Here is a 23026-nt window from a genome sequence, read left to right as displayed (position 1 = left end):
AAGATACGGGGATTTTTTTTGCCTGCGCAAAACCTGAAAGTGCCGCCGATCCAATGTAGAAGGGGGCTTGCTCCCGATTGCGGTGTGTGTGAACCACCGCTATCGGGAGCAAGCCCCCCCATCCGGGACCGTGTTGTTAGTGGAGTTTGAGCCGCGGCTCAGTGCCCCGCCCAATCTTGCTGCCCAGCATCAACATCATCGTGCGGAAGAACCCGTACAAGGCCATCTGGTGCATGCGGTACAGCGACACATAGAACATCCGCGCCAGCCAGCCTTCAAGCATCACGCTGCCGGTCAGGTTGCCCATCAAGTTACCCACAGCCGAAAAACGCGACAGCGAGATCAGTGAGCCGTAGTCGGTGTACTTATAGCTGGGCAGGGATTTGCCCTCGATGCGCAATTTCAGCGATTTGGCCAGCAACGACGCCTGCTGGTGGGCCGCTTGCGCCCGCGGTGGAACGTTACGGTCGGTACCTGGCTGCGGGCAGGCCGCGCAGTCGCCAAAGGCGAAGATATTCTCGTCACGGGTGGTCTGCAGTGTTGGCAGCACCTGCAGTTGGTTGATGCGGTTGGTCTCCAGGCCGTCGATGTCCTTGAGAAAGCCCGGCGCGCGAATCCCGGCGGCCCACACCTTGAGGCTGGCGGGAATCACCTGGCCACTGCTGGTGATCAGGCTGTCGGCGGTGACTTCGCTCACGGCGGAGTTGGTCATGACCGTCACCCCGAGCTTTTCCAGGGTTTTATGCACAGGTCCGCTGATCCGCTCTGGCAGGGCTGGCAATACCCGTGGCCCGGCTTCGATCAGGGTGATGGACATGTTTTCTGGTTTGATCCGGTCCAGGCCATAGGCTGCCAGCTCATGGGCCGCGTTGTGCAGCTCCGCGGCCAACTCGACACCGGTGGCGCCAGCGCCAACGATTGCCACGCTGATTTTTTCCACCACATCGGTTTGCCCGGCATGGGCGCGCAGGTAGTGGTTGAGCAATTGCTGGTGGAAGCGCTCTGCCTGTTTGCGGGTATCGAGGAACAGGCAGTGTTGTGCTGCGCCCTCGGTGCCGAAGTCATTGGTGGTGCTACCGACCGCAATCACCAGGGTGTCATAGCCCAACACGCGCGCAGGCACCAGTTCCCGGCCTTCTTCATCAAGGGTCGCGGCCAGCTGGATTATCTTCTGTTCACGATCGAGCCCGCTCATGCGCCCCAGTTGGAACTCGAAGTGGTTCCATTTTGCCTGGGCAACGTAATTGAGTTCGTCTTCAGAGGAGTTCAGCGAGCCGGCGGCAACCTCGTGCAGCAGGGGTTTCCAGATATGGGTCAGGTTGGTGTCCACCAGCGTGATGCTGGCGGTACCGCGCTTGCCCAGAGTCTTACCCAGTCGGGTAGCCAACTCCAGGCCGCCGGCGCCGCCGCCGACGATAATAATACGATGGGTCATGGGGGTATCTCGCAAGGCTAAAAGAAATCGGTGCAGTTACCCGAGCGAGCGCCAGGCAGCTCATAGCGTCAGGTAACTCAAAAGGCGGCTCAGGAGGCCCAGGCCAATCACCACAATCAGTACCACCCCAAGGAGCAGCCACGGCCGGAAAGGCTTGCGCTCAACCTGGTGTTGGGACAGTTGCAGGTACTCTTCGACATGTTCTTGGTCGTCAGGGTTCAGGCGGCTGGTCATAAAGGCCTCGTCAGGTAGACGTTGCAAAAGGGCATCACGTTACAGGCTGATACCCACGTCGAACACTATGCTGCGCCCCAGGTTGTTGCGCAAGAAATCCGGGGCGTCCGGGTGGGCGAACAACACGCGTGCAAAGGTCGGGCCGACCAATGACAGCGAGCGCCAGCCCTGGCGCAGGTATTCCGTGGGCGGCGGGAAATGGCTGTTGAGGTCCAGCACTTCGCGCTTGAGGCTGGCGAAGGCGATGATATCCAGCTCCCCCAGGTCCATGCCGCGTTCTTTATAGTTATGGGCCTTCTTGCGCAGGGTCGGCGCCAGGCGCAGCAGGAACTCATGGGCGGGAATGCGCCTGGGCTTGGCTTCACGTCGCACCAATTGGCTCAGGGAAAAAGCGCTGCGCCGCCGTAGCAGTTCGTCGCGCCATTCGTCATTCAGGCGCCGGCCTTCGTCCAGGACAAAAAACACTTCGAAACTGGCGTCGCGAAACAGCACATCCGGCGGTTCTTGACCGGCGGCATGAAATTCTTCGGCGCGGTAGGGCACATTCAGGCCTTGTAGCAGGCGCTGGCAGACCCAACGCTCACGCTCCCATTTGCGGGCATTGGACAGGAACGCGTTGGCTTGTTCGGCCGCTATGGTGAGCAGGCGCAAATAATCTGAGTCATCCATGGTTCCAGCTTAGCGTTCAAATGATGACCGCAGGAAGTCCCGTGTGAAAAGGCTCGGTGTAGACTGGCGGTTCGGTTGATGGTTTTGCTCAAGGAGTTCGCGGTGAGGTTTTTGGTTGCGGTGTTTCTGGTCTTTCTGCCCCTGTGGGCCCAGGCAGTTGAGCTCGGGGAGCGGCTAGCGCCCTGGACCTTGCTGGATCAATTCGACCAGGCCTATACCCTGGATAATCAGGCGCAGGTCCTGCTGGTGGCGCGCAGCATGGACGCAGCCAAACAGGTGGATGCGGCATTGCAGGGCCAGCCCAAGGGCTATCTGGAGGCGCGCCATGTGGTGTTTGTCGCCGATATCCAGCGCATGCCGAGGTTGATCGCCAAGCTTTTCGCCGTCCCCGCGATGCAGGCCTACAACTACCGGGTCATGCTCGACCGTGATGCACGGATCGCTCCACGTTATCCGGCGCCTGTGGATAAAGTGCTGTGGCTGCAACTGGAAGACGGCAAGCTGGTCGCGCGCCATGAGTACGCCTCTGCCACCGAACTGCGCCAGGCCCTGGAGCAGGTGCAGCCGTGATCAGTGCCGCCGTGCTGGCGCCGCAAACCCTGTGGCTGGGCTGGCTGCTGTATGCGCCGGTGATTGTTTGGGCGGTCCTGCGCTCGTCCTGGGTCGAGTTGTTTGCCGACCGACGGCGCCAGCATTTGTTGTTCGGTACGGTGTTCGCGCTGTTCATGCTGTGGCTGGTGCGTCGGGATTTCGATACCGGCGTGTCCTACCACTTTATCGGCATGACCGCCGTGACCCTGTTGCTCGACTGGCCGCTGGCAATTGTCGGTGGGCTGGCTGCGCAACTGGGCCTGGTGCTGCTCGGGCGCCAGGACCTGGCGGCGGTCGGGGTCAACGGTGCACTGCTGATCCTCTTGCCGGTATTGGTGACCGAGACATGTGCGTTGCTGGTGGAGCGGGCGCAACCGCGCAATCCGTTCGTGTATATCTTCTGTTCCGGTTTTTTTGCCGCCGCATTGTCGGCGTTGCTGTGCCTGTTGGCCGGCCTGGGCTTGCTGTGGCTGGACGGTCGCTTCGCCATGCCCGAGTGGATCGAAGACTTTATCGGCTACCTGTGGCTGATCATCTTTCCCGAAGCCTTCATCAACGGCATGGTGATCAGTGCCTTGGTGGTGTTTTGCCCGGAGTGGCTTGAGACGTTCAACCGCACGCGCTACCTCTCGGCGCCCTGGAAGGACGACAATTCGCGGCCTTGATCCAAATCAAAGGCACAACGCGCAAGTGGTCGCATGCTCTGCGAAACTTCCAGGAGCACGATCATGAGTGTGTACGAGTGGGCGCGGCAAGAGATACGCAGGAGTCAGGAAGCGGCGCTGGAAATTGGCTTTGATCCAGGTTTGAGCCTGCGTGCCCTGTTGAGTGCCGTGGTGCAGCAGAGCAAGGGCGTGCGCAGTTTTGAAGACCTGGCCGACGAGTTGCAATACCTTGCGGAAAACCTCGACGACCAGCAGGAATACGCTTTTATGCGGCCTTAATGGGCGCGCGGTGGCAGGTCTTCGGAGAACAGCTCGTCTTCGGCGTCCGGGCTGACCGGAATCTTGTGTTCTTCTGAGGCCCAGGCACCCAGGTCGATCAGTTTGCAGCGATCCGAGCAGAATGGCCGGTTGAGGTTGGTCGCTTTCCATTCCACGGGGGCGCCGCAGGTTGGGCATTCGACGGTCAAGGGTTGGCTCATGTTCGGCCTCCACGCAAAGTAAGGTAAAAGTGGTGCAGTCGCTCGACCTCGGCCTGTAGCCAGGCCAGGTCCTGGTCATTGACCAGTACATCGTCGGCATGGCGCAAGCGATCTTCCCGGGAGGCCTGGGCCTTGAGAATAGCCTGCACCTGTTCTTCGCTGATGCCGTCGCGCAGCAGGGTACGCTGAATTTGCGTTGATTGCGGCACATCGATCACCAGGATGCGTTGGGTCATGGTGTATTGACCCGACTCGATCAACAACGGCGACACCAAAATCGCATAGGGCGAGCGGGCGCGGGCCAGATGGCTGCGGATCTCGTCGGCAATCAGCGGGTGCAGCAGGGCTTCCAGCCACAGGCGCTCTTGCGGCGCCTCGAAAATACGCCTGCGCAAGGCGGCGCGATCCAACTGGCCATCGGGCAGCAGAATCCCACCACCGAAGTGCTCGGCAATCTTCGCCAGCGCTGGCCGCCCGGGCTCCACCACCCAGCGTGAGGCATGGTCGGCGTCGATCAGGTCCACGCCAAGGTCGATAAAGTGCTGGGCCGCAGCGCTTTTGCCGCTGCCGATGCCGCCCGTCAGGCCAAGAATCCAGGGTGTTGCGACAGAAGTGGTCATTTGAAACCGACAGACTGCAAATAGAAGTCGGTTATTTGACCACCCCAGAGCAATGCAATCCAGCCGGCAATCGCCAGATAGGGGCCAAAAGGCAGGGGCACCGAGGTCTGCGCGTTACGCATGCGCAACACAATCACCCCTGCGATCGCACCCACCAGCGACGCCAGCAACAGCGTCAGCGGCAGGATCTGCCAGCCACCCCAGGCGCCGAGCAGGGCTAGCAGCTTGAAGTCGCCATAGCCCATGCCGTCCTTGCCGGTGCACAGCTTGAATAGCCAGAACACCGACCACAGGCTCAGGTACCCGGCAACCGCGCCCAGCACTGCATCGGGCAGCGTTACATACAGCTCGAAGTAATTGAGGATCAGCCCCAGCCACAGCAGTGGCAGCACCAGCACATCCGGTAATAGCTGGTGGTCGGCATCAATCAGGCTCATGGCTAGCAAGCCCCAGCTCAAGAGCAGCACTCCAGCGGCCGGCCAGCCGAAGCCGTAGTGCCAGGCGATAAATGCCGAGAGCAGCCCGCAGGCCAGTTCGGTGAGCGGGTAGCGCGGGCTGATGGAGCCGTGGCATCGCGCGCAGCGCCCCCTGAGCAGCAGATAACTGATCACCGGGATATTTTCCCATGGGCGAATCGGCGTCGAACAATGCGGGCAACAGGAGTTGGGGTGCAACAGGTTATAGGTCGGGCCACCGGGCTCCGGAGGCAGGCCGAGTATCTCATGGGCCTGGGCGCGCCAGTCCCGTTCGAGCATTTTTGGCAGGCGCCAGACCAGCACGTTGAGGAAGCTGCCGACGATCAGCCCGAGCACCAGTGCTGCCCAGACGAACAACCAGGGATGGAGGATCAGGAGTTGGTCCAGGGTCATATTCAAAACGCCGTGCCAAGCTGGAAGATCGGCAGGTACATGGCGATTACCAGTGCCCCGACAATGCTGCCGAGCACCACCATGATCAGCGGCTCCATCAGGCTGCTGAGGTTGTCCACCAGGTTGTCGACGTCCGTTTCATAATGATCGGCGACCTTCTCCAGCATGCTGTCCAGCGCTCCTGATTCTTCGCCGATGGCTGTCATCTGGATCGCCATGCCAGGGAACAGGCCGCTGGCGGTCATGGTTCGATTCAATTGCATTCCTATTGCCACGTCCTGGCGCATACGCGTGATTGCCTGTGTGAACCGCTCGTTGCCGGCGGCTGCGGCCACTGAGTCCAGCGCCTGTGCCAGCGGTACGCCAGCGGCAAAGGTGGTGGCGAGTGTGCGAGCGTAGCGGGCGACTGCGGTTTTTTTCAGCAGTGTGCCTGCCAGCGGCAGTTTCAACAAACCCGTGTCCAGCCACAGGCGCAAACCGTTGTGTCGGCGGTAGGCGCGGCGTATTCCCCAGGCACTTGCGATTGCGGTCAGCAATAGCATCCACCATGCGCCTTGCATGAATTCGGACAGCCCGATGACCAGCAGGGTAAAGCGTGGCAGCGGTGTGTCGATGCCGGCGAACAGGCTTTCGAATTGGGGCACGACGTGGATCAGCAAGATGCTGCTGACCAGCATCGCCACGAGCACGACCACCAGCGGATAGGTCATGGCCTTCTTGATCCGGGCCTTGAGGCGCTGGCTCTTCTCCAGGTGGGTGGCTACCCGCTCCAGCAAGGTCTCCAGGGTGCCGGCCTGTTCGCCGGCCGCGATCAGGCTGCAATACAGGGGGTTGAAGCACTGCGGCTGTTTCGATAGCGCAGCGGTCAGGCTGTTGCCGGCGGCAATCTCCTGCTTCAGCCCTTGGACCATTGTGCGCATGGCCCGGCTGTCAAAGCCTTCGCCAATCATGTCGAAGGCTTGTAGCAAGGGAATTCCCGCCTTCAGCAGGGTCGCCAGTTGGCGGGTGAACAGCGCAATATCGGCTGGGGTGATTGGGTTGCCCAGGCCGCAAAGGAGTCTGGAGCGCACGTGTACCCGAACCGGGGTTATGCCTTGCCGGCGCAGTTGTGCCTTGATCACGGCCGGGCTATGGCCACGGGTTTCGCCGGACACCTTGCGGCCATTGCGCAACGTGCCTTCCCAAGCATAGGTGGCGGAGGGGCTCACAGTGACATCATTCATTGGCGGCGATAGCTCATCGGCAGGTGATGATCTACAGCTTAGTCAGGCCTCTGTGTCCATCCGGCTATTGGGGAGGGGAAAAATGTCAGATTGTGCGTCTTGTGAGGGCCTGGCCCGACGCGGATGAGTACACTGGCGCGGTTGCCAAGGGCAGGGCGCAGGATGTGCCTTGCGATGGGTTTTTATTCTGGAGAGTGAGTGTGATGCGTCAGAACGGCTTTACTTTGATCGAGTTGTTGATCGTCGTGGCGATCATCGGCATCTTGGCCACGATTGGCCTGCCCATGTATACCAAGCATCAGGCCAAGGCCAAGTTCACGGCAGGGCTGGCGGAAATCTCGGCGTTGAAGGCCGGTTTCGAGGACACCTTCAACCAGGGCACGGTGCCCACGCTGGCGCTGATCGGTGGTACCAGCCCGACCGCCAACTGCACGATCAGCGTTGCAGGTGATGTGGCTACGGGCACGGGTTCGATTGCCTGTGAAATTCTCGATGCGCCTGCGCCCATCCAGGGCAAGCTCATTACCCTGGCGCGCAGTGCCAGTGAGGGTTGGAAGTGCACCACGACCGCTGACGAGCAGTACATTGCAAAGGGGTGCGCGGCTGTCAAATGAGGCCGGGTCGCCTGAATCAGTGACGGGAGCCGGGCGTAACGGCTCCCAGGCACTCCACAAGGAAGTAAAGGTTGCCCATGACGTTATCCGTGCAACAGCGAGGAAGCGTGTTCCTAGTGCTGGCGCTGAGCCTTCTGCTACTGGGCATCACCCTATCCTTCAGTGGTCATGACTGGCAGCGTGTGGTGCAGGTTGGCGTTGGCGTGTGCGCAGTGGTCTATGGCCTGGTGACTCCCGCCGGCAGGCTGGTCGACAGGCCCACCGCGATCGGCCTGGCGCTGGTTCTTGGCCTGGGGTTGGTCTCCACGTGGTTGGCCCACCAGCCACTTTGGGCGTTGACCGAGTGGGCGCTGATGCTCACCTGCGGGGTGATTGCGGTGGCTTTTGCCCGGCTGCGACGCAATGGCGATCAGGCCCTGGATCAGGCGCTGATCCTGTTTGTGTTGCTGCTGTGCCTGATCAAGACCCTTCAGTATGGGTACGCAGGCGTGCTGGCGTTTACCAGTGGCGACACGACACTGGACACAGATCTTCTGCTTGGTGGGTTCTCCAACAAGCGCTTCTACGGCCAGTTCCAGACCTTTACCTTGCCCTTGCTGGCGTTGCCGCTGCTGCTTGCGAGCACTTCGCGGTTGACGCGTGGCCTGGTGTTCGCCCTGTTGTGTGCCTGGTGGTTGATTGCAATTGGTGGTGGCACCCGTGGTACCTGGCTGGGGATCGGCGTTGCGGCGGTCATCCTGGCTTTTTTGGGGGCTGCGGGGCGTCGCTGGTTGGCCTGGCAGGTGGCTGCGTTGTGTGGCGGGCTGTTTTTGTACTGGTTGTTGTTCATGGTTTTGGCGCGTTACCTGGGGCTGGAGATTGCCAGTCTTTCCAATGACCGGCTCACCACCAGCCTTTCAGGTCGTGAAGTGATCTGGTGGCAAGCCTGGGACATGATCCGCGAACGGCCATGGCTCGGTTTTGGGCCGATGCACTTTGCTGATATCCCCAACCCGATCGCAGCCCACCCACACCAGGCAATCCTGCAGTGGGCCAGTGAGTGGGGCGTGCCCTCGGCCTTGTGTGTGTCGTTGCTGGCGCTGCGCGGTGGTTGGGCCACGTTGAGGGTGATCCATCGGCAAGGGCCGGCACGGTCACCGCAAGACCTGTTGCGCCTGTGTCTGTTCGCCGCGTTGCTGGGCGCGACCGTGCAGGCGATGGTCGACGGGGTGATGGTGATGCCCTATTCGCAACTCTGGTTGGCGCTGGTGGTGGGCTGGCTGATGGCATTGCATCCGTGGCACGCGCCGGTTGTCGAACCGATGCCGCTGTTGCATCGGGCCTGGCAAGTGGCGGCTGTGCTTGCGGCGGCGTTGCTGGTAGTTGTCGTGTACCGCGACCTGCCTGGCTCCACGGAGCGCAGCCAACACTACATCGACACTGCCAAAGGCCACCTGCAGCCACGGTTCTGGGTCCAGGGAGTCATTGCGCCGCACATCCGGTAAGTTGCCGGGCGCCCCATGCAGTGCTAGCTTTAGCCCACCGCCCGTGTAGCTCAGTTGGTAGAGCAGCGCACTCGTAACGCGAAGGTCGCAGGTTCGACTCCTGTCTCGGGCAAAAAGGCACCACAGTTTTCAGATGATCCCAGAATGGTTCTGAAGGCCAGACGAACCGGTATTCATGCCCGTTCTTTTGTATCTGCGCAACCTTGATGACCCAGATGCATCCCCATTCCTCGATCTAAGAGAACGCCATGACCACGACAGAAATGACCCAGCAAGAGCGGCACACAAAAGCCCTCAACAAGTACCTCGAGGAGTCGCCGCAGCTTAAGGAAGAGATCAAGGACTTGAGTGCTGATGAGCAGCGCGACCAGATCCAGTGGGCATTCGAGGACGAGGCCGAGAGCCAGGGCTTCCAGCCTTGGGAGCTGACCCTCAAGTACACGTCCACGCCAGAGGAGTTCGAAGTGGCACGCCTGGCCCTGCATAAAGAGGCGGCCGAGGTGTTGGGTGTCGAGTGGGAAGAGTACTGCGAGATGAACAATCTGGTGGTTTAAGCCCAGTCGCAAGCCACAAGCTGCAAGTGCCGATCGACACGCTTGCAGCTTGTAGCCCGCCGCGACTCAAATACTGAGCCGCATCGACAAATCCACCGCCTTCACATCCTTGGTCATCGCCCCGATGGAGATGTAGTCCACGCCGGTCTCGGCAATGGGCAACAAGGTGTTTTCATTGATCCCGCCGCTGGCTTCCAGCTTGGCCTTGCCGCCGTTCAAGCGTACGGCTTCGCGCATGTCGTCCAGGCTCAACTCATCCAGCATGATGATATCGGCGCCCGCCGCCAGCGCTTCGCGTAACTCTTCCAGGCTCTCCACTTCGACTTCCACCGGCTTGCCGGGGGCGATCTTGTGGGCGGCAGTAATGGCCTGGGCAATGCCACCGCAGGCGGCGATATGGTTTTCCTTGATCAGGAACGCGTCATACAGGCCGATGCGGTGATTGTGGCAACCGCCGCAGGTCACTGCGTACTTTTGCGCCAGGCGCAGGCCGGGCAGGGTCTTGCGGGTGTCCAGCAGCTTGACCTGGGTGGCTGCGACGAAGTCCGCCAGGTATTGCGCACGTGTGGCCACGCCGGATAACAACTGCAGGAAGTTCAGCGCGCTGCGCTCACCGGTCAACAGCGAGCGGGCAGGGCCTTCGAGGTGGAACAGCGCCTGGTTGGGGCTGACGCGCTCACCGTCGCGCACCTGCCAGTGCACGGCAACCCGTGGGTCCAACTGGCGGAACACGGCATCGACCCAGGCGGTGCCACTGATGACGGCAGCATCACGGGTGATGATCGTGGCCTTGGCCAGCCGTTCGGCAGGGATCAATTGCGCGGTGATGTCGCCGCTGCCGATGTCTTCCAGCAGTGCGCGGCGCACGTTGGCTTCGATTTCGGCGGTGAGGTCGGCGAGGCGTAGATTCGGCATAGCGGGCTCCACATACAAAGTGCCCCGATTATAGGGGCATGGCAGCGCCGAACCCAAGGTATGCAGGCATAACCTGCCTGATTACAAAGCAGCTACAGAGTTTGCTGGCGCTACAGGGTCTAATTGCAAGATAATCTCGCGCCTTGCAATTGGCGTCATAGCTTTGACGTCTCGGTGATCTATAGATAATCGCTACCTGCCGCTGTTCCGCCGGCGGTTGCGGCGAGCGCTCATAAAACCGAACCCCGTCATTCCAGGAGGCCAGCATGCACAATGACGCAAAGGTGGTGCCGATCAATAAGGTCGCCGCACAAGCGATGCCATCGCCGCTCGCCCGCCTGCCCGTGATCGTGCTTCAGGTTCGTGACAAGGCCACGCAGCAACTGGACCGGGGTTTGCAGGAACTGTTCGATAACGCCGACGACACTCTGTTCGAAATGGCCGACAAGGCGCGCAACAACGCCGACCACAATATTTTCTTTGAAGCCATGCGCGACCTGCGCCTCAAGCGCAAGAACTTCGAGCGTGTGTTCATGGAGCAGCTTTTCGCCGCGTTCGCCAACCTGGGGCAGGCCGGGCAAGGCGAACTGTTGCTGCCGACGGTCTCCTACGAGGCCGCGCCGGGGGTGTCGGCTGACGATCTGGAAAAAGCCGTGGCCCTGGAGGCCATGCTCGACAAGGTCATGCACCGTGACGGCCTGGCCCTGGGACAACTGACCGCGCGCCTGGGTGCGTTGTTGGGCAAGCGCCTGGATGATCGGGAAAACCCCCTTGGCCCGGCGATGCTCTGTGAGTACTTCCTGCGGGCCGGGCGCAGCCTGGGGGTGGAGATCCGGGTCAAGCTGATTATTTTGAAACTGTTTGAAAAGTACGTACTCAGCGATGCCGATCTGCTGTACGGCGAGGCCAATCAGTTGCTGGCCGCCACGGGCGTACTGCCCGAGCTCAAGGCCGTACCTTCGCGCCGTTCCGGCGAGCGCGCCAGCAGCGCCCGCCCGCCGGCCGAGGTACCGCCGGCAGCCGACCCACAGGCCGACGAGGCCGAGCAACAAGTCTTCGCGGCTCTGCAGGAGCTGCTGCTGACGGTGCGCGGCAGTGTGGCGCCGACCCTGGAGGCCAGCGCCCAGGCCCAGCCGATTTCCACCCGCGACCTGCTGCGCCTGCTGTCCCATCTGCAGCAGTATGTGCCGGAGCCTGCGGTGGAGGACGATTTTGACTTGCGCCGCCAGTTGGAAGAACTGCTCACCCGGGTCAGCGTCAAGAGTGGCAAGTCGCGGGTAGTGGAGGATGCTGACGAGGATGTGATCAACCTGATCGCCATGCTGTTTGAGTTCATCCTCGACGACCGCACCTTGCCTGATTCCTTCAAGGCGTTGATTGCGCGCCTGCAGATTCCCATGTTGAAAGTGGCCGTGCTGGACAAGAGTTTCTTCAGCCGCGGCAGCCACCCGGCGCGGCGCTTGCTCAATGAAATCGGGGCTGCGGCCATGGGCTGGGGCAAGCGTGATGATTATCAGCGTGACAGCCTTTACCTGCGCATCGAGCAGGTGGTGCAACGCCTGTTGAACGACTTTGTCGACGATCCGGCAATTTTCTCGGTGCTCCTGCAAGAGTTCACTGCTTATACCCAGGACGAGCGCCGCCGCAGTGAGTTGCTCGAACAGCGCACCCGCGACGCCGAAGAAGGGCGCGCCCGTACCGAGCAGGCGCGGCAGCGGGTTGCCGATGCAGTCAATCAGCGCTTGCAGGGTAAGGTCTTGCCGCATTTCGTAGTGCAGTTCCTGCAACATGCGTGGAGCCAGGTCTTGTTGCTTGAATGCCTCAAGCACGGCCAGCACTCGCCGCAATGGCAGGCACGGCTGCGGTCCATGGACGAATTGATCTGGAGTGTCAGCCTGAGTGAGCACACCGAGGCCGGTCGTCGCTTGCTGGAGCAATTACCCGCGCTGCTCAAGGCCCTGCGTGAGGGGTTGAGCGAGGCGGCGTTCGACTCCTTTGTCACCCGGGAGTTTTTTATCCAGTTACAGGCGCTGCATACCCAGGCATTCCAGGGCACGCCGCCGCCCAGCGTGGCGCTGGTCGAAGTGCGCGGGGATGCGAGCGCCGAAATGCCTTCGCAGGCGCTCAGCCTGGCGGAGGATGATCCCGATCTGCTCAAGGTTCGGCAATTGCACATCGGCAGTTGGGTCGAGTTCCGCGAAGATGAAGAAAACACCCTGCGCTGCAAGCTGACGGCGATTATCGCCCCGGCCAACAGCTACATCTTCGTCAATCGCACGGGCCTTAAGGTCCTGGAAAAAACCTGCACGGAGTTGGCCCTCGAGTTCAAGCGTGGCGGGGTCCGTACCCTGGATGACGCGCTGTTGTTCGACCGCGCCCTGGCGTCGGTGATCGGCAATCTGCGGCAACTCAATCGCGCCAAGTGATCGCAACCACCAGGCCGATCACGGCATACTGAGTGCTCCTAAGTCTTGCGCAAGGAACCTGTATGCAGTTGGACCCCACCAGCGGTTGGTGCCAGGGCATTGCCCATTGCCCGTCGCCCAACTTCAATGAACGCCCAAACGGCGAGATTTCCCTGTTGGTGGTGCATAACATCAGCTTGCCACCGGCCCAGTTCGCCACGGGTAAAGTGCAAGAGTTTTTCCAGAATCGCCTGGATGTCACGGAACATCCCTACTTTGCAGGCATCGCTGACCTACGGGTATCCGCGCATTTTCTGATTGAGCGTGAGGGTGCGGTGACGCAATTTGTTTCCTGTCAGGACCGAGCCTGGCATGCGGGTGTCTCCTGTTTCGAGGGGCGCGAAACCTGCAATGACTTTTCCCTGGGCATCGAGCTGGAAGGGACCGACGACCAGCCCTTTACCGATGCCCAGTACCAATCCTTGATCGAACTGAGCCGCCAATTGCTGGTCGCCTACCCGGGCATCACGCTCCAGCGCATTTGCGGTCATAGTGACATCGCCCCAGGACGCAAGACCGATCCTGGACCGGCTTTTGATTGGGCGCGTTTTCGTGGCGCCTTGCAGGATGGAGGACATGCACAATGAGTTTCCTGGTGTTGGTGCTGGCGGTATGGATCGAGAAGTTCTCGGCCTTGCGTCAGCGGGTGCAGCGCGATGGCGGTTGGCTGCGCGAACTGGCCCGGCTTGAGTCGAGCGCTCGGTTGGGCAAGCAGCCCTGGTTGATCCTGGCGCTGCTGGTGTTGCTGCCGGTGGCGCTGCTGGGGCTGTTGTTGCTGGTCCTGGAACCGGTGGCTTATGGCTTGCTGGCGCTGCCGGTGCATTTGCTGGTGGTGATCTACAGCCTGGGGCGCGGTGATCTGCTCGGCCAGTTGGGACCGTTCCGCGATGCCTGGCGCCGGGGTGACCTGCAAGCGGCTGAACATGTTGCCGAACGTGACCTGGCCATTGGCGCCGACAGCGGCGAGCAACTGCTGGAGCGGGTCCAGGGGCATTTGCTGTGGCAAGCCTACCAGAGCTTTTTTGCGGTGATTTTCTGGTACTTCCTCCTCGGCCCGGTGGTGGCACTGGCTTACCGCTTGCTGGCGCTGGCCAGTGAACACAGTCAGAACCCATTAGTGGCCGAGCGTGCCGGGCAATTGCGCCACGCGTTCGACTGGTTGCCGGTGCGGTTGCTTGCGGCGAGTTTTGCCTTGGTGGGCAACTTTGTCGCGGTCAGCCGGGTGATGCTGCATGAGCTGCTGAACTGGGATATCAGTGCAGCGCAACTGGTGGAAAAGGTTGGCCTGGTGGCCGGCGAGATTCCGGCGCCGGTGGTCGGTGCCGAAGGCATCAACAGCCTGGATCGCTTGTGGGAACTGCTGCTGCGCGCTGCAGTGTTGTGGTATGCCGGGTTTGCGATCTGGACTGTTTTGCCCTGAGAAGCGCCCTTTGTAGGAGCGAGCTTGTCTCCGGGCGGCGTTCCGACGAAAAACTTACAGGCGCCGCGTTCATTCAGTAAGCACGCGTTATCGTTGACGTTTTTCGTCGGAACGCCGCCCGGAGACAAGCTCGCTCCTACAGAAGGCGATGACCGCTTAACTGACTGGCAATTAGGGCAAGCCCGCTCCCACAGAGAATCTGTTGTGGCTTCAAAAAATCAGTTGGCGGCTAAGCTCCGCCGATCGCGTTAACCTTAAGTTACAAAACTCCCCGCCGATTTAAGCTATACAGACAGCGCGCCCAATAGTGGCTTTCTGCCGCTGCCCTGCGCCTTCAATAAAAATAAAAGAAAAGGGAGTTCATCTGTGAAGAGCTTGCTCTATCCCGCCATCGCGTTGATGAATCGCCTGAGCTTCGGCATGAAGTTCAGCCTGATCAGTGTGTTGTTTTTCCTGCCGATGCTGGTGACCAACTATTACCTGGTCCGGGATTCCTGGCGTGAGTTCCAGGGCACCCAGGTTGAGTTGCGGAGCCTGGACCTACTGGGCAGCAGCCTGATCCTGCGCCGCGACCTGGAAACCCTGAACAATCAGGTGCAAATCAACGCCACCCTCGGCCAGGCGGGCAAGGCGGGCGATATCGAAAGCCAGATCAGCGCACTGGAACAGCGTGTCCTTGAACGCCTGCAAGGCTTCCAGGCGATGACGGTCGACCCTGAGCAGGTCGCGGTGTTCGAGGGCAAGCGCGACGAGATGATCGCGGCCTTCAAGGTCCAGCAAAGCGAATCCTCGTTGTTGAGCAAAAGTGCGCTGATCGGCAAGTTGCTCAACAAGGCGCAGATGTTCAGCCAGATCATCGCCAGCCAGTCGGGGTTGAGCCGTGATGTGCAGGGCGATGTGCGCCAACTCAGCGAACTGGTGACCAGCGTCACCCCGCAAGTCACCCAGACCTTGGGCGAGGGCCGGGCCATGGGCGCGTACTCCCTGGGCCAGGGTTTTCTCAACTCATCGTCCAGCACGCGCTTTGATGAACTGCTGCAGCAATTGGAGAAGCTCCAGGCGGAATACGGCCTGAAAGTGCAGGACGCCCTGGGCTCCAGCAAGGCCGCCCATGGTTCCCTGGACGCTCTGGCCCAAGCCAGCCAGGCCAGTCTCAAGCAGGGCAGCGAACTGTTCGAGGAACAGGTAGTGATGGCCGAAACCCTGGAGACGCCGTGGCAGGCTTTCTATGATCAAGTGACTGCCTTGATGGCCAAGACCTACCAACTGGACGACGCGACCCTGTCCTTCCTCGACCAGCAATTGCAACAACGCCTGGCCCAGAACCGTACGCACATGGTGCTGCTGGTGGCGGCGCTGGCGGCGGTGTTTTTGTTGATCTTCTATTTGTACGGCGGCTTCTATGCCTCGACGCGCACTACCCTGCGCCGCCTGGGGGCGATGATGGATAAGGTCGCCGCCGGGGATATGACGGTCAGCTTCAAGTCCCAGAGCCGCGACGAGCTGGGTGAGTTGGGTGAAGTGTTCAATGGCACCGTGGCCAAAATCCACGACCTGATCGAACGGGTAGGGCAGACCGTCCAGGAAGTCGAGCATCAGGCCGGGCAAGTGGAGTCGGTTTCGGCGCGCAGCAACCAGGCGGTGTCGGGCCAGCGCAGTCAGATCGAACAGGTGGCCACGGCCATGAACCAGATGTCGGCGACCGCCCACGAAGTGGCGCGCAGTGCGGCGGCGGCTGTCAGCAGTGCCCATAGCGTCAACGATGAAACCCTCAGCGGGCGTGGCCTGGTGCAATCCCAGCAGGGCAGCATCGCGCAACTGGCGTCGGAGATCGACCAGTCAGTGCTGGTGATCAATCAATTGGCCATCGACAGCCAATCCATCAGCAGCGTGCTGGAGGTGATCAAGAGCATTGCCGAACAAACCAACCTGCTGGCGTTGAACGCGGCCATCGAGGCGGCGCGGGCGGGTGAGCAAGGGCGCGGGTTTGCGGTGGTGGCCGATGAGGTGCGCACCCTGGCCCGGCGCACCCAGCACTCCACCGAAGAAATCGAGCAAATGATCGCCAAGCTGCACCAAGGCGTCGGCGCGGCCGTGAAGGCCATGGGCAGTAGCCATAAAATGGCCAGCGGTACGGTCGGCCAGTCGGAAAAAGTCCAGATGGCTCTGGAGAACATCCTGGGCGCGGTAGGCATGATCGTCGATCAGAACCAGCAAATCGCCGCGGCGGTGGAGCAACAGACGGCCGTGGCCCACGACATTGACCAGAATATTGTCGAGATCAATCGGGCTGGCGAGCACGCGGCCCAGGGCGCGCACCAGACCGAAGAGGCCAGCCGGCAACTGTCCCTGCAGGTGATTGAACTGAAAAAGCTGATCGGTGCATTTCGCGTGTAGGACGCATACGTAGGCTTTGTCTGTTGGATGTGTGGTGCATGTCCTGTTTTCCCGCGTGAGCTTCTCTCGCAACGAGATTGGGTGAGAATTTGTTTCACACCCCATCCAGCGCTCCCGGGAGGCAGGGCCATGACCGAGACTACCCTTGGCGTGAAAGGGCATTGCGCCCATTGCGATATCACCTTTGCACTCAAGCCCTGGCAGCTCAATGCCATTGCTCTGAACGAGCCTTTTGATTGTCCGTATTGCCACAAAGTCCTGCAGCTCAATTGCCCCCGGCAACTGCGCCAGTTGAAGTCCCTGGACAACCTGGCTTTGCTGCGCCCCAGCATGCTCGTGTTGACCTGCGTGGCTTTATTGGTGGCCCTGGTGGTCGAGTGGGTCGGCTTGATCAGCAGGGTCGGGCAACTGAACGTGTCGCTGGTGGCGATCCTGATTCACTTCCTGACCCTGCGCCACGCCCGCCATCGGCATCGCATGACCCTGACGCTACAGGCGGTCAACCCCATCATCGAGCGGCCAGTTGAACAGTTCGCAGGCGTTGCGGGTGCTCGCTTCGGCCAACGCTGAAGGGCTGATGCCCATCCGCTCGGCCAGGGCAGTGCAGATGGCCGGCAGGTGCTGCGGGCTGTTGCGTTGGCCGGGGTACATGGCGGGCGCCATATCCGGCGAGTCGGTTTCCAGCACCACTGATTCCAGCGGCAGTTGGGCGATGACCTTGTGCATGCGCAAAGCCTGGGGCCAGGTCGGCGCGCCGCCCAGGCCCAGCTTGAACCCCAGCTTGATGTATTCGCGGGCTTCTTCGCGGCTGCCGGCGAAGGCATGGATGATCCCGCCCCGGGGTAAGCGGATGCGCTTGAGGCTGGCGATGACGGCCGCGTGGCTGCGCCGCACATGCAACAGCGCCGGCAGTTGGAAGTCCACGGCCAACTGCAGTTGGGCTTCAAACAGGACTTGCTGGCGCTCGCGGTCCAGGTGCTCGAGAAAGTAATCCAGGCCGATCTCGCCAACGGCGCACAGCTGGCGATGCCCCTTGAGGCGTGTCAGCCAATCCCCCAGTTCGACCAGGTCTGTGGGGCGATGCTCATCCAGGTACACCGGATGCAGGCCAAATGCCCCGTACAAGTGCGGGTCCTGTTGGGTCAGGTCCCATAACCGTTGCCAATTACGCTGGTACACCCCCAACACCACCATGCGCCGCACGCCGAGCTGACGGCTGTGCTTGAGCACCTCGTCGCGATCTGCGTCGAAGTCCTCGAAGTCGAGGTGGGTGTGGCTGTCGACCAGCTCCATGCCTATATCTCGTGAATCCGCTGCTTGAAAGTCCGGCCGATGGCATGCACACCCGGCTGGTAGTGCTGCTCTTCAATCGCCGCCAGTGCCAGGCGCAGGGCCGTGTCGGCGATCAGCGCATGTTGCTGGGCCATGGCGTTGACTGGCAACGGCAGGAAGTCCAGTAATTGGGTGTCACCGAAAGTGCCGAGGCGTAGCGATCGGGACTTGAGCGGGAAGTCATGCAGCGCATCAAACACACCTTGCAGTAGCACGTAGGAAGTGGTCACCAGCGCATCGGGTAAATGCCCCAGGCGTTGCAGGAGTTCTTCCATCAACTGGCGGCCACAGTCGCGGCTGAAGGCGTCGCCATGCTCGATCAGAATATCGCCCTTGAAGTCGTGCAGGGCTTGCTGGAAACCTGCCGCACGTTCCTGGCTGATGCTCAATTCGGGGTGGGCGCCGATCAATGCGATCTGCCGGGGCAGCGGTTGCAGCAGGCTGCTGGTCAATTGCTGGCAGGCCTGGCGGTCATCGCTGACCACCGAGCAGAACTGCTCAGGCGCCATCACCCGGTCGATGGCGATCACCGGCAGGCCCTTGGCTTGCAGCTCGCGATAACTGTCATCGCTGGCGGGCAGGCAACTGGCGACGAACAGGGCATCGCAACGTCGCGCGCGGAACAGTTGCAGCAACTGGCGCTCGCTGTTGGCATCATCGTCGGAACTGGCGATCAGCAACTGATAGCCACGGGCCCGTGCGCCTTGTTCCAACAGCTTGGCGATCCGTGCGTAACTGGGGTTTTCCAGGTCCGGCAGGATAAAACCCAAGGTGCGCGTGTGTCGGCTGCGCAACCCGGCGGCCTGGGGATTGGGGGTAAAGCCATGCTCCTCGACCACCGCGCGCACCCGTTCGACGGTGGCGCTGCTGATCCGTTGCTGTTCGGCCTTGCCATTGATGACGTAGCTGGCGGTGGTCACGGACACACCGGCTATACGTGCGATATCACTGAGTTTCAAACCGGGATTTCCTTGTTTTTTAGAGCTTGCCCCGACATTTTGTCCAATCGTAACCGATTACTGCAGGCGACCATTGTCGCAACTCAAGTGCCGAGTGGTGCATTCAAGAATGCAGAATTACCCAGTAATCTGCCAGAAAATCTAGATTAAACGTTTCAGCAAGGGTATTTTTACGATGTTCGCTGCTGAGTAGTCACTGCCAATTGACTGCTCAGTCAGTTTTTCATGAACAGATTTGCGCTGATTTATTCAAAACAATACCTAGTGCGCACACCGCACTAACTAGGAGAAAGGCATGCTTGAGCTCACCGTAGAGCAGATATCCATGGGCCAGGTGGCTGTGGATAAGTCTGCTGCCTTGCAACTGCTCGCCGAAAAACTGGTGGCCGACGGCCTGGTCGCCGAAGGCTACCTGAGCGGCCTGCAAGCCCGTGAAGCGCAAGGCTCGACCTTCCTCGGCCAAGGTATTGCGATCCCCCACGGCACCCCCGAAACCCGCGACCAGGTGTTCGCCACCGGCGTGCGCCTGTTGCAGTTTCCCCAAGGTGTGGATTGGGGCGATGGCCAGATCGTCTACCTGGCGATTGGCATTGCCGCCAAATCCGACGAACACCTGCGCCTGCTGCAACTGCTGACCCGCGCCCTCGGTGAAACCGACCTGGGCCAGGCGTTGTGCCGCGCCACCTCGGCCGATGCACTGCTCAAACTGCTGCAAGGCGCGCCCCAGGAGTTGGCGCTGGATGCCCAGATGATCGGCCTGGGCGTATCCGCCGACGATTTTGAAGAGCTGGTGTGGCGCGGCGCCCGCCTGCTGCGCCAGGCCGACTGTGTGAGCAATGGCTTCGCGGCGGTGCTACAGCAAGTCGATGCACTGCCCCTGGGCGATGGCCTGTGGTGGTTGCACAGTGAACAAACGGTCAAGCGTCCGGGCCTGGCCTTCGTCACCCCGGACAAGCCCATGCGCTACCTGGGCCAACCCTTGAGCGGCCTGTTTTGCCTGGCCAGCCTCGGCGAAGCTCATCAGGCATTGCTCGAGCGCCTGTGCGCCTTGCTGATTGAAGGGCGCGGCCAGGAACTGGGACGTGCCACCAGCAGCCGCGCGGTTCTCGAAGTGCTGGGTGGCGAATTGCCCGCCGACTGGCCCAGCGCCCGGATCGCCCTGGCCAACGCCCATGGCCTGCATGCGCGGCCGGCCAAGGCCCTGGCCCAACTGGCGAAGAGCTTCGACGGTGAGATCCGCGTGCGGATCGTGGACGGGCAGGGCGGTGCCGTGTCGGTCAAGAGCTTGAGCAAACTGCTCAGCCTCGGCGCCCGGCGCGGTCAGGTGCTGGAATTTGTCGCCGAGCCCGGCATTGCCGACGACGCCCTGCCGGCGTTGTTGGCGGCAGTACAAGCCGGCCTGGGCGAAGAGGTTGAGCCTCTGCCGGCCGTCAGTGCGCGGGTCGAAGAGGTCGAGAGCGAGCCGCCATTGCGCGCGCCCGCTTCCGGCAGCCTGATCCAGGCCATCGCCGCCGCCCCCGGGATTGCCATCGGCCCGGCCCATATCCAGGTGTTGCAGCCTTTTGACTATCCACTGCGCGGCGAGTCGGCCAGTGCCGAGCGCGAGCGTTTATCCGCGGGGTTGCGCGAGGTGCGCGCTGATATCCAGGGTTTGATCGAGCGCAGCACGTCCAAGGCGATCCGCGAGATTTTCATCACCCACCAGGAAATGCTCGACGACCCGGAACTGACCGACGAAGTCGACACCCGGCTCAAACAGGGCGAAAGCGCCGAAGCCGCGTGGATGAGTGTGATCGAAGCCGCCGCCAAACAGCAGGAGTCCTTGCAGGACGCGTTGCTCGCCGAACGCGCCGCCGACCTGCGGGATATCGGCCGGCGTGTGCTGGCGCAACTGTGTGGTGTCCAAACCCCACAGGAACCCGACGAGCCCTACATTCTGGTGATGGATGAAGTTGGCCCATCGGATGTGGCGCGCCTCGATCCGGTGCGGGTGGCCGGGATTCTTACCGCACGCGGTGGTGCTACGGCCCACAGCGCCATCGTCGCCCGCGCCCTGGGGATCCCGGCGCTGGTCGGCGCCGGGCCGGCGGTGTTGCTGCTGGCCTCGGGCACGCCTTTATTGCTCGACGGCCAGCGTGGGCGCCTGCATGTGGAGGCCGATGCCAGCACTTTGCAGCGCGCCATCCAGGAGCGCGATACCCGCGAGCAACGGCTGCAGGCCGCTGCCGCACAGCGCCATGAACCGGCCTTGACCCGTGACGGGCATGCTGTGGAAGTGTTCGCCAATATCGGCGAAAGCGTCGGTGTGGCTGGCGCCGTCGAGCAGGGCGCCGAGGGTATTGGCCTGCTGCGTACCGAGTTGATTTTCATGGCCCATTCCCAGGCCCCGGACGAAGCCACCCAGGAAGCCGAATACCGCCGTGTGCTCGACGGCCTGGCCGGCCGTCCGCTGGTGGTGCGCACCCTGGATGTGGGCGGTGACAAGCCGCTGCCTTACTGGCCGATTGCCAAGGAAGAAAACCCGTTCCTCGGTGTGCGGGGCATCCGCCTGACCCTGCAACGCCCACAGATCATGGAAGCGCAACTGCGCGCGCTGTTGCGCTCGGCGGACGGTCGCCCGCTGCGCATCATGTTTCCCATGGTCGGCAGCGTCGATGAATGGCGCCAGGCCCGGGACATGACCGAACGTTTGCGCGAGCAGATCCCGGTGGCGGACCTGCAATTGGGGATCATGATCGAAGTGCCCTCGGCGGCGTTGCTGGCGCCGGTATTGGCCCAGGAAGTGGACTTTTTCAGCATCGGCACCAATGACCTGACCCAGTACACCTTGGCGATCGACCGTGGTCACCCAACCCTGTCGGCCCAGGCTGACGGCCTGCACCCGGCGGTGTTGCAACTGATCGACATCACGGTGCGTGCGGCCCATGCCCATGGCAAATGGGTGGGTGTGTGCGGTGAGTTGGCAGCGGATCCGCTGGCGGTGCCGGTGCTGGTGGGCCTGGGTGTGGATGAGTTGAGTGTGTCGGCGCGCAGTATTCCCGAGGTCAAGGCCCGGGTGCGTGAATTCAGTCTGAGCGAGGCCCGGGGCCTGGCGCAGCAAGCACTGGCGATGGGCTCCCCTGCCCAAGTGCGTACGCTTCTGGAGGCCGTGTAAATGGCGAAGATTCTGACCCTGACGCTGAACCCGGCGTTGGACCTGACGGTGCGTTTGGCGTGCCTGGAACCGGGTGAGGTCAACCGCAGCGAAACCCTGCTGACCCATGCCGCCGGCAAGGGCGTGAACGTGGCGCAGGTGTTGGCTGATTTGGGCCATTACGTGAGCGTCGGTGGATTTCTCGGCGCGCAAAACCCCGAGGCTTTCGAGGCCCTGATCGCCAGCCGCGGGTTTGGCGATGCGTTTATTCGTGTGCCGGGCGAAACCCGCAGCAATATCAAGATTGCCGAGCAGGATGGTCGGGTCACCGATATCAATGCACCGGGGCCGCTGGTGAGCGAAAAAGCGCAAGCGCAATTGCTCAAGCTGATCGCGGTGATCGGCCCCGAGTTCGATGCGGTGGTGGTCGCCGGCAGCTTGCCGCGGGGCGTCAGCCCGCAGTGGTTCCAGGGTTTGCTGGAGACGCTCAAAGACCTCGGTTTGAAAGTCGCCCTGGACACCAGTGGCCAAGCGCTGCGTGCTGGCTTGAAAGCCGCGCCGTGGTTGATCAAACCCAACACTGAAGAACTCGCTGAAGCGCTCGACTGCCCCACGCAAACCATCGCCCAACAAGCCCGCGCGGCTGCGCATTTGCACGCCCAAGGCGTGGAGCATGTGGTGGTGTCCCACGGGGCCGACGGTGTGAACTGGTTCAGCCCCAACGCAGCGTTGCACGCCACGCCGCCCAAGGTCAGCGTCGCCAGTACCGTGGGTGCCGGCGACTCCTTGCTGGCGGGCATGCTGCACGGCCTGCTCAGCGGCGAAGCGCCCGAGCAGACCCTGCGCCGCGCCACCGCGATTGCCGCCATGGCGGTCACGCAGATCGGATTCGGCATCAGCGACGACGCGCAACTGGCGCGTCTGGAAAGCGGCGTGCACGTACGCCCGCTGACAGAACAATAAGAGGG

23 protein-coding genes, 1 tRNA gene and 1 pseudogene are annotated in these 23026 nt (G+C 61.7%); 15 read left to right on the top strand and 10 right to left on the bottom strand.

Going from position 1 to position 23026, the window contains the following annotated elements; genetic code table 11:
• Positions 1–136: 136 nt before the first annotated feature.
• From GDV60_RS23090 to GDV60_RS23080, 3 genes are read right to left on the bottom strand one after another with little or no spacing between them, the layout of a single operon-like run.
• Positions 137–1435, bottom strand: coding sequence for an NAD(P)/FAD-dependent oxidoreductase (locus tag GDV60_RS23090; protein ID WP_159908859.1), 1299 nt, complete (start codon positions 1433–1435; stop codon positions 137–139).
• 60 nt (positions 1436–1495) lie between these two features.
• On the bottom strand, positions 1496–1669 hold the full coding sequence (locus GDV60_RS23085) for a DUF3094 family protein (protein WP_104910930.1): 174 nt from the start codon (positions 1667–1669) through the stop codon (positions 1496–1498).
• 39 nt (positions 1670–1708) lie between these two features.
• Positions 1709–2338, bottom strand: a complete 630-nt coding sequence (locus GDV60_RS23080) for a DUF1780 domain-containing protein (protein ID WP_029292005.1) — start codon at positions 2336–2338, stop codon at positions 1709–1711.
• A gap of 78 nt (positions 2339–2416) precedes the next feature.
• Between GDV60_RS23080 and GDV60_RS23075 the strand changes: the two genes are divergently transcribed.
• From GDV60_RS23075 to GDV60_RS23065, 3 genes are all read left to right on the top strand, one after another.
• Positions 2417–2908 (top strand): FAD/FMN-containing dehydrogenase, encoded by a 492-nt coding sequence (locus GDV60_RS23075; protein WP_169390310.1) that lies wholly within the window; start codon positions 2417–2419, stop codon positions 2906–2908.
• A complete protein-coding gene (locus tag GDV60_RS23070; RefSeq protein ID WP_029292001.1) occupies positions 2905–3594 on the top strand; it encodes an energy-coupling factor ABC transporter permease in 690 nt (229 codons plus the stop codon). The genes GDV60_RS23075 and GDV60_RS23070 overlap by 4 nt, the downstream gene beginning before the upstream one ends.
• A 63-nt stretch (positions 3595–3657) precedes the next feature.
• Positions 3658–3873: a hypothetical protein gene (locus GDV60_RS23065; RefSeq protein WP_029292000.1), complete on the top strand. Its 216-nt coding sequence runs from the start codon at positions 3658–3660 to the stop codon at positions 3871–3873.
• Here the strand turns inward: GDV60_RS23065 and yacG are convergent.
• The 4 genes from yacG to GDV60_RS23045 are packed head-to-tail and all read right to left on the bottom strand — an operon-like array spanning position 3870 to position 6785.
• Positions 3870–4073, bottom strand: coding sequence for a DNA gyrase inhibitor YacG (yacG, locus tag GDV60_RS23060; RefSeq protein WP_092238375.1), 204 nt, complete (start codon positions 4071–4073; stop codon positions 3870–3872). The genes GDV60_RS23065 and yacG overlap by 4 nt on opposite strands.
• Positions 4070–4693: a dephospho-CoA kinase gene (gene coaE / locus GDV60_RS23055; RefSeq protein ID WP_159908857.1), complete on the bottom strand. Its 624-nt coding sequence runs from the start codon at positions 4691–4693 to the stop codon at positions 4070–4072. The genes yacG and coaE overlap by 4 nt, the downstream gene beginning before the upstream one ends.
• Complete coding sequence (locus GDV60_RS23050; RefSeq protein WP_159908855.1) at positions 4690–5562, bottom strand: A24 family peptidase; 873 nt, start codon at positions 5560–5562, stop codon at positions 4690–4692. The genes coaE and GDV60_RS23050 overlap by 4 nt, the downstream gene beginning before the upstream one ends.
• 2 nt (positions 5563–5564) lie before the next feature.
• Entirely contained in the window at positions 5565–6785 is a 1221-nt protein-coding gene (locus tag GDV60_RS23045; RefSeq protein ID WP_159908853.1) for a type II secretion system F family protein, read from the bottom strand.
• 203 nt (positions 6786–6988) lie between these two features.
• On the opposite strand from GDV60_RS23045, the gene GDV60_RS23040 reads away from it, so the two are divergent.
• The 4 genes from GDV60_RS23040 to GDV60_RS23025 all read left to right on the top strand — a co-directional run bounded on the left by GDV60_RS23040 (position 6989) and on the right by GDV60_RS23025 (position 9437).
• Entirely contained in the window at positions 6989–7399 is a 411-nt protein-coding gene (locus GDV60_RS23040) for a pilin (protein ID WP_029291989.1), read from the top strand.
• 77 nt (positions 7400–7476) lie between these two features.
• Positions 7477–8883, top strand: coding sequence for an O-antigen ligase (locus tag GDV60_RS23035; protein ID WP_159908851.1), 1407 nt, complete (start codon positions 7477–7479; stop codon positions 8881–8883).
• A gap of 39 nt (positions 8884–8922) precedes the next feature.
• Positions 8923–8995, top strand: a tRNA-Thr gene (locus tag GDV60_RS23030).
• Positions 8996–9131: 136 nt separating this feature from the next.
• Entirely contained in the window at positions 9132–9437 is a 306-nt protein-coding gene (locus GDV60_RS23025) for a DUF6388 family protein (protein ID WP_159908849.1), read from the top strand.
• Between the two features lie 66 nt (positions 9438–9503).
• Here GDV60_RS23025 and nadC read toward each other — a convergent pair whose 3' ends face one another.
• The gene (gene nadC, locus GDV60_RS23020) at positions 9504–10352 is read right to left on the bottom strand and encodes a carboxylating nicotinate-nucleotide diphosphorylase (protein WP_159908847.1); all 849 of its coding nucleotides are present in this window, start codon (positions 10350–10352) and stop codon (positions 9504–9506) included.
• A gap of 266 nt (positions 10353–10618) precedes the next feature.
• On the opposite strand from nadC, the gene GDV60_RS23015 reads away from it, so the two are divergent.
• The 6 genes and pseudogenes from GDV60_RS23015 (at position 10619) to GDV60_RS22995 (ending at position 17204) form a co-directional block, all read left to right on the top strand.
• Complete coding sequence (locus GDV60_RS23015; RefSeq protein WP_159908845.1) at positions 10619–12778, top strand: DUF1631 domain-containing protein; 2160 nt, start codon at positions 10619–10621, stop codon at positions 12776–12778.
• A gap of 62 nt (positions 12779–12840) precedes the next feature.
• The gene (gene ampD / locus GDV60_RS23010) at positions 12841–13404 is read left to right on the top strand and encodes a 1,6-anhydro-N-acetylmuramyl-L-alanine amidase AmpD (RefSeq protein ID WP_029291979.1); all 564 of its coding nucleotides are present in this window, start codon (positions 12841–12843) and stop codon (positions 13402–13404) included.
• Positions 13401–14237, top strand: coding sequence for a regulatory signaling modulator protein AmpE (gene ampE / locus GDV60_RS23005; RefSeq protein ID WP_029291976.1), 837 nt, complete (start codon positions 13401–13403; stop codon positions 14235–14237). Before ampD ends, ampE begins: the two co-directional genes overlap by 4 nt.
• A 399-nt stretch (positions 14238–14636) precedes the next feature.
• Positions 14637–15728, top strand: a pseudogene (locus tag GDV60_RS27220) (methyl-accepting chemotaxis protein); the annotation flags it as partial.
• Complete coding sequence (locus GDV60_RS27215; protein WP_371923834.1) at positions 15705–16634, top strand: methyl-accepting chemotaxis protein; 930 nt, start codon at positions 15705–15707, stop codon at positions 16632–16634. The pseudogene GDV60_RS27220 and the gene GDV60_RS27215, both read left to right, overlap by 24 nt.
• Before the next feature lie 129 nt (positions 16635–16763).
• On the top strand, positions 16764–17204 hold the full coding sequence (locus GDV60_RS22995) for a hypothetical protein (protein ID WP_029291972.1): 441 nt from the start codon (positions 16764–16766) through the stop codon (positions 17202–17204).
• Here GDV60_RS22995 and GDV60_RS22990 read toward each other — a convergent pair.
• Positions 17124–17927, bottom strand: a complete 804-nt coding sequence (locus GDV60_RS22990; RefSeq protein ID WP_159908841.1) for a TatD family hydrolase — start codon at positions 17925–17927, stop codon at positions 17124–17126. The two genes, GDV60_RS22995 and GDV60_RS22990, sit on opposite strands and share 81 nt — an antisense overlap.
• A gap of 2 nt (positions 17928–17929) precedes the next feature.
• Positions 17930–18925 carry a catabolite repressor/activator gene (cra, locus tag GDV60_RS22985; RefSeq protein ID WP_070994124.1) on the bottom strand — a complete coding sequence of 332 codons (996 nt, stop codon included), beginning with the start codon at positions 18923–18925 and terminating at the stop codon, positions 17930–17932.
• A 295-nt stretch (positions 18926–19220) separates the two neighbouring features.
• Here cra and ptsP point away from each other — a divergent pair, with 295 nt between their 5' ends.
• Together ptsP and pfkB are read left to right on the top strand one after the other, a co-directional pair.
• A complete protein-coding gene (ptsP, locus tag GDV60_RS22980; protein ID WP_159908839.1) occupies positions 19221–22079 on the top strand; it encodes a phosphoenolpyruvate--protein phosphotransferase in 2859 nt (952 codons plus the stop codon).
• A complete protein-coding gene (pfkB, locus tag GDV60_RS22975) occupies positions 22080–23021 on the top strand; it encodes a 1-phosphofructokinase (RefSeq protein ID WP_029291966.1) in 942 nt (313 codons plus the stop codon). It begins immediately after the preceding gene.
• Positions 23022–23026 lie beyond the last annotated feature (5 nt).

The organism is Pseudomonas sp. DTU12.1 (assembly GCF_009873475.1).
In the GTDB taxonomy this organism is placed as follows: domain Bacteria; phylum Pseudomonadota; class Gammaproteobacteria; order Pseudomonadales; family Pseudomonadaceae; genus Aquipseudomonas; species Aquipseudomonas proteolytica.
The sequence above is the reverse complement of the archived record's forward strand: the minus strand, read 5'-3'. Positions and strand labels throughout refer to the sequence as shown.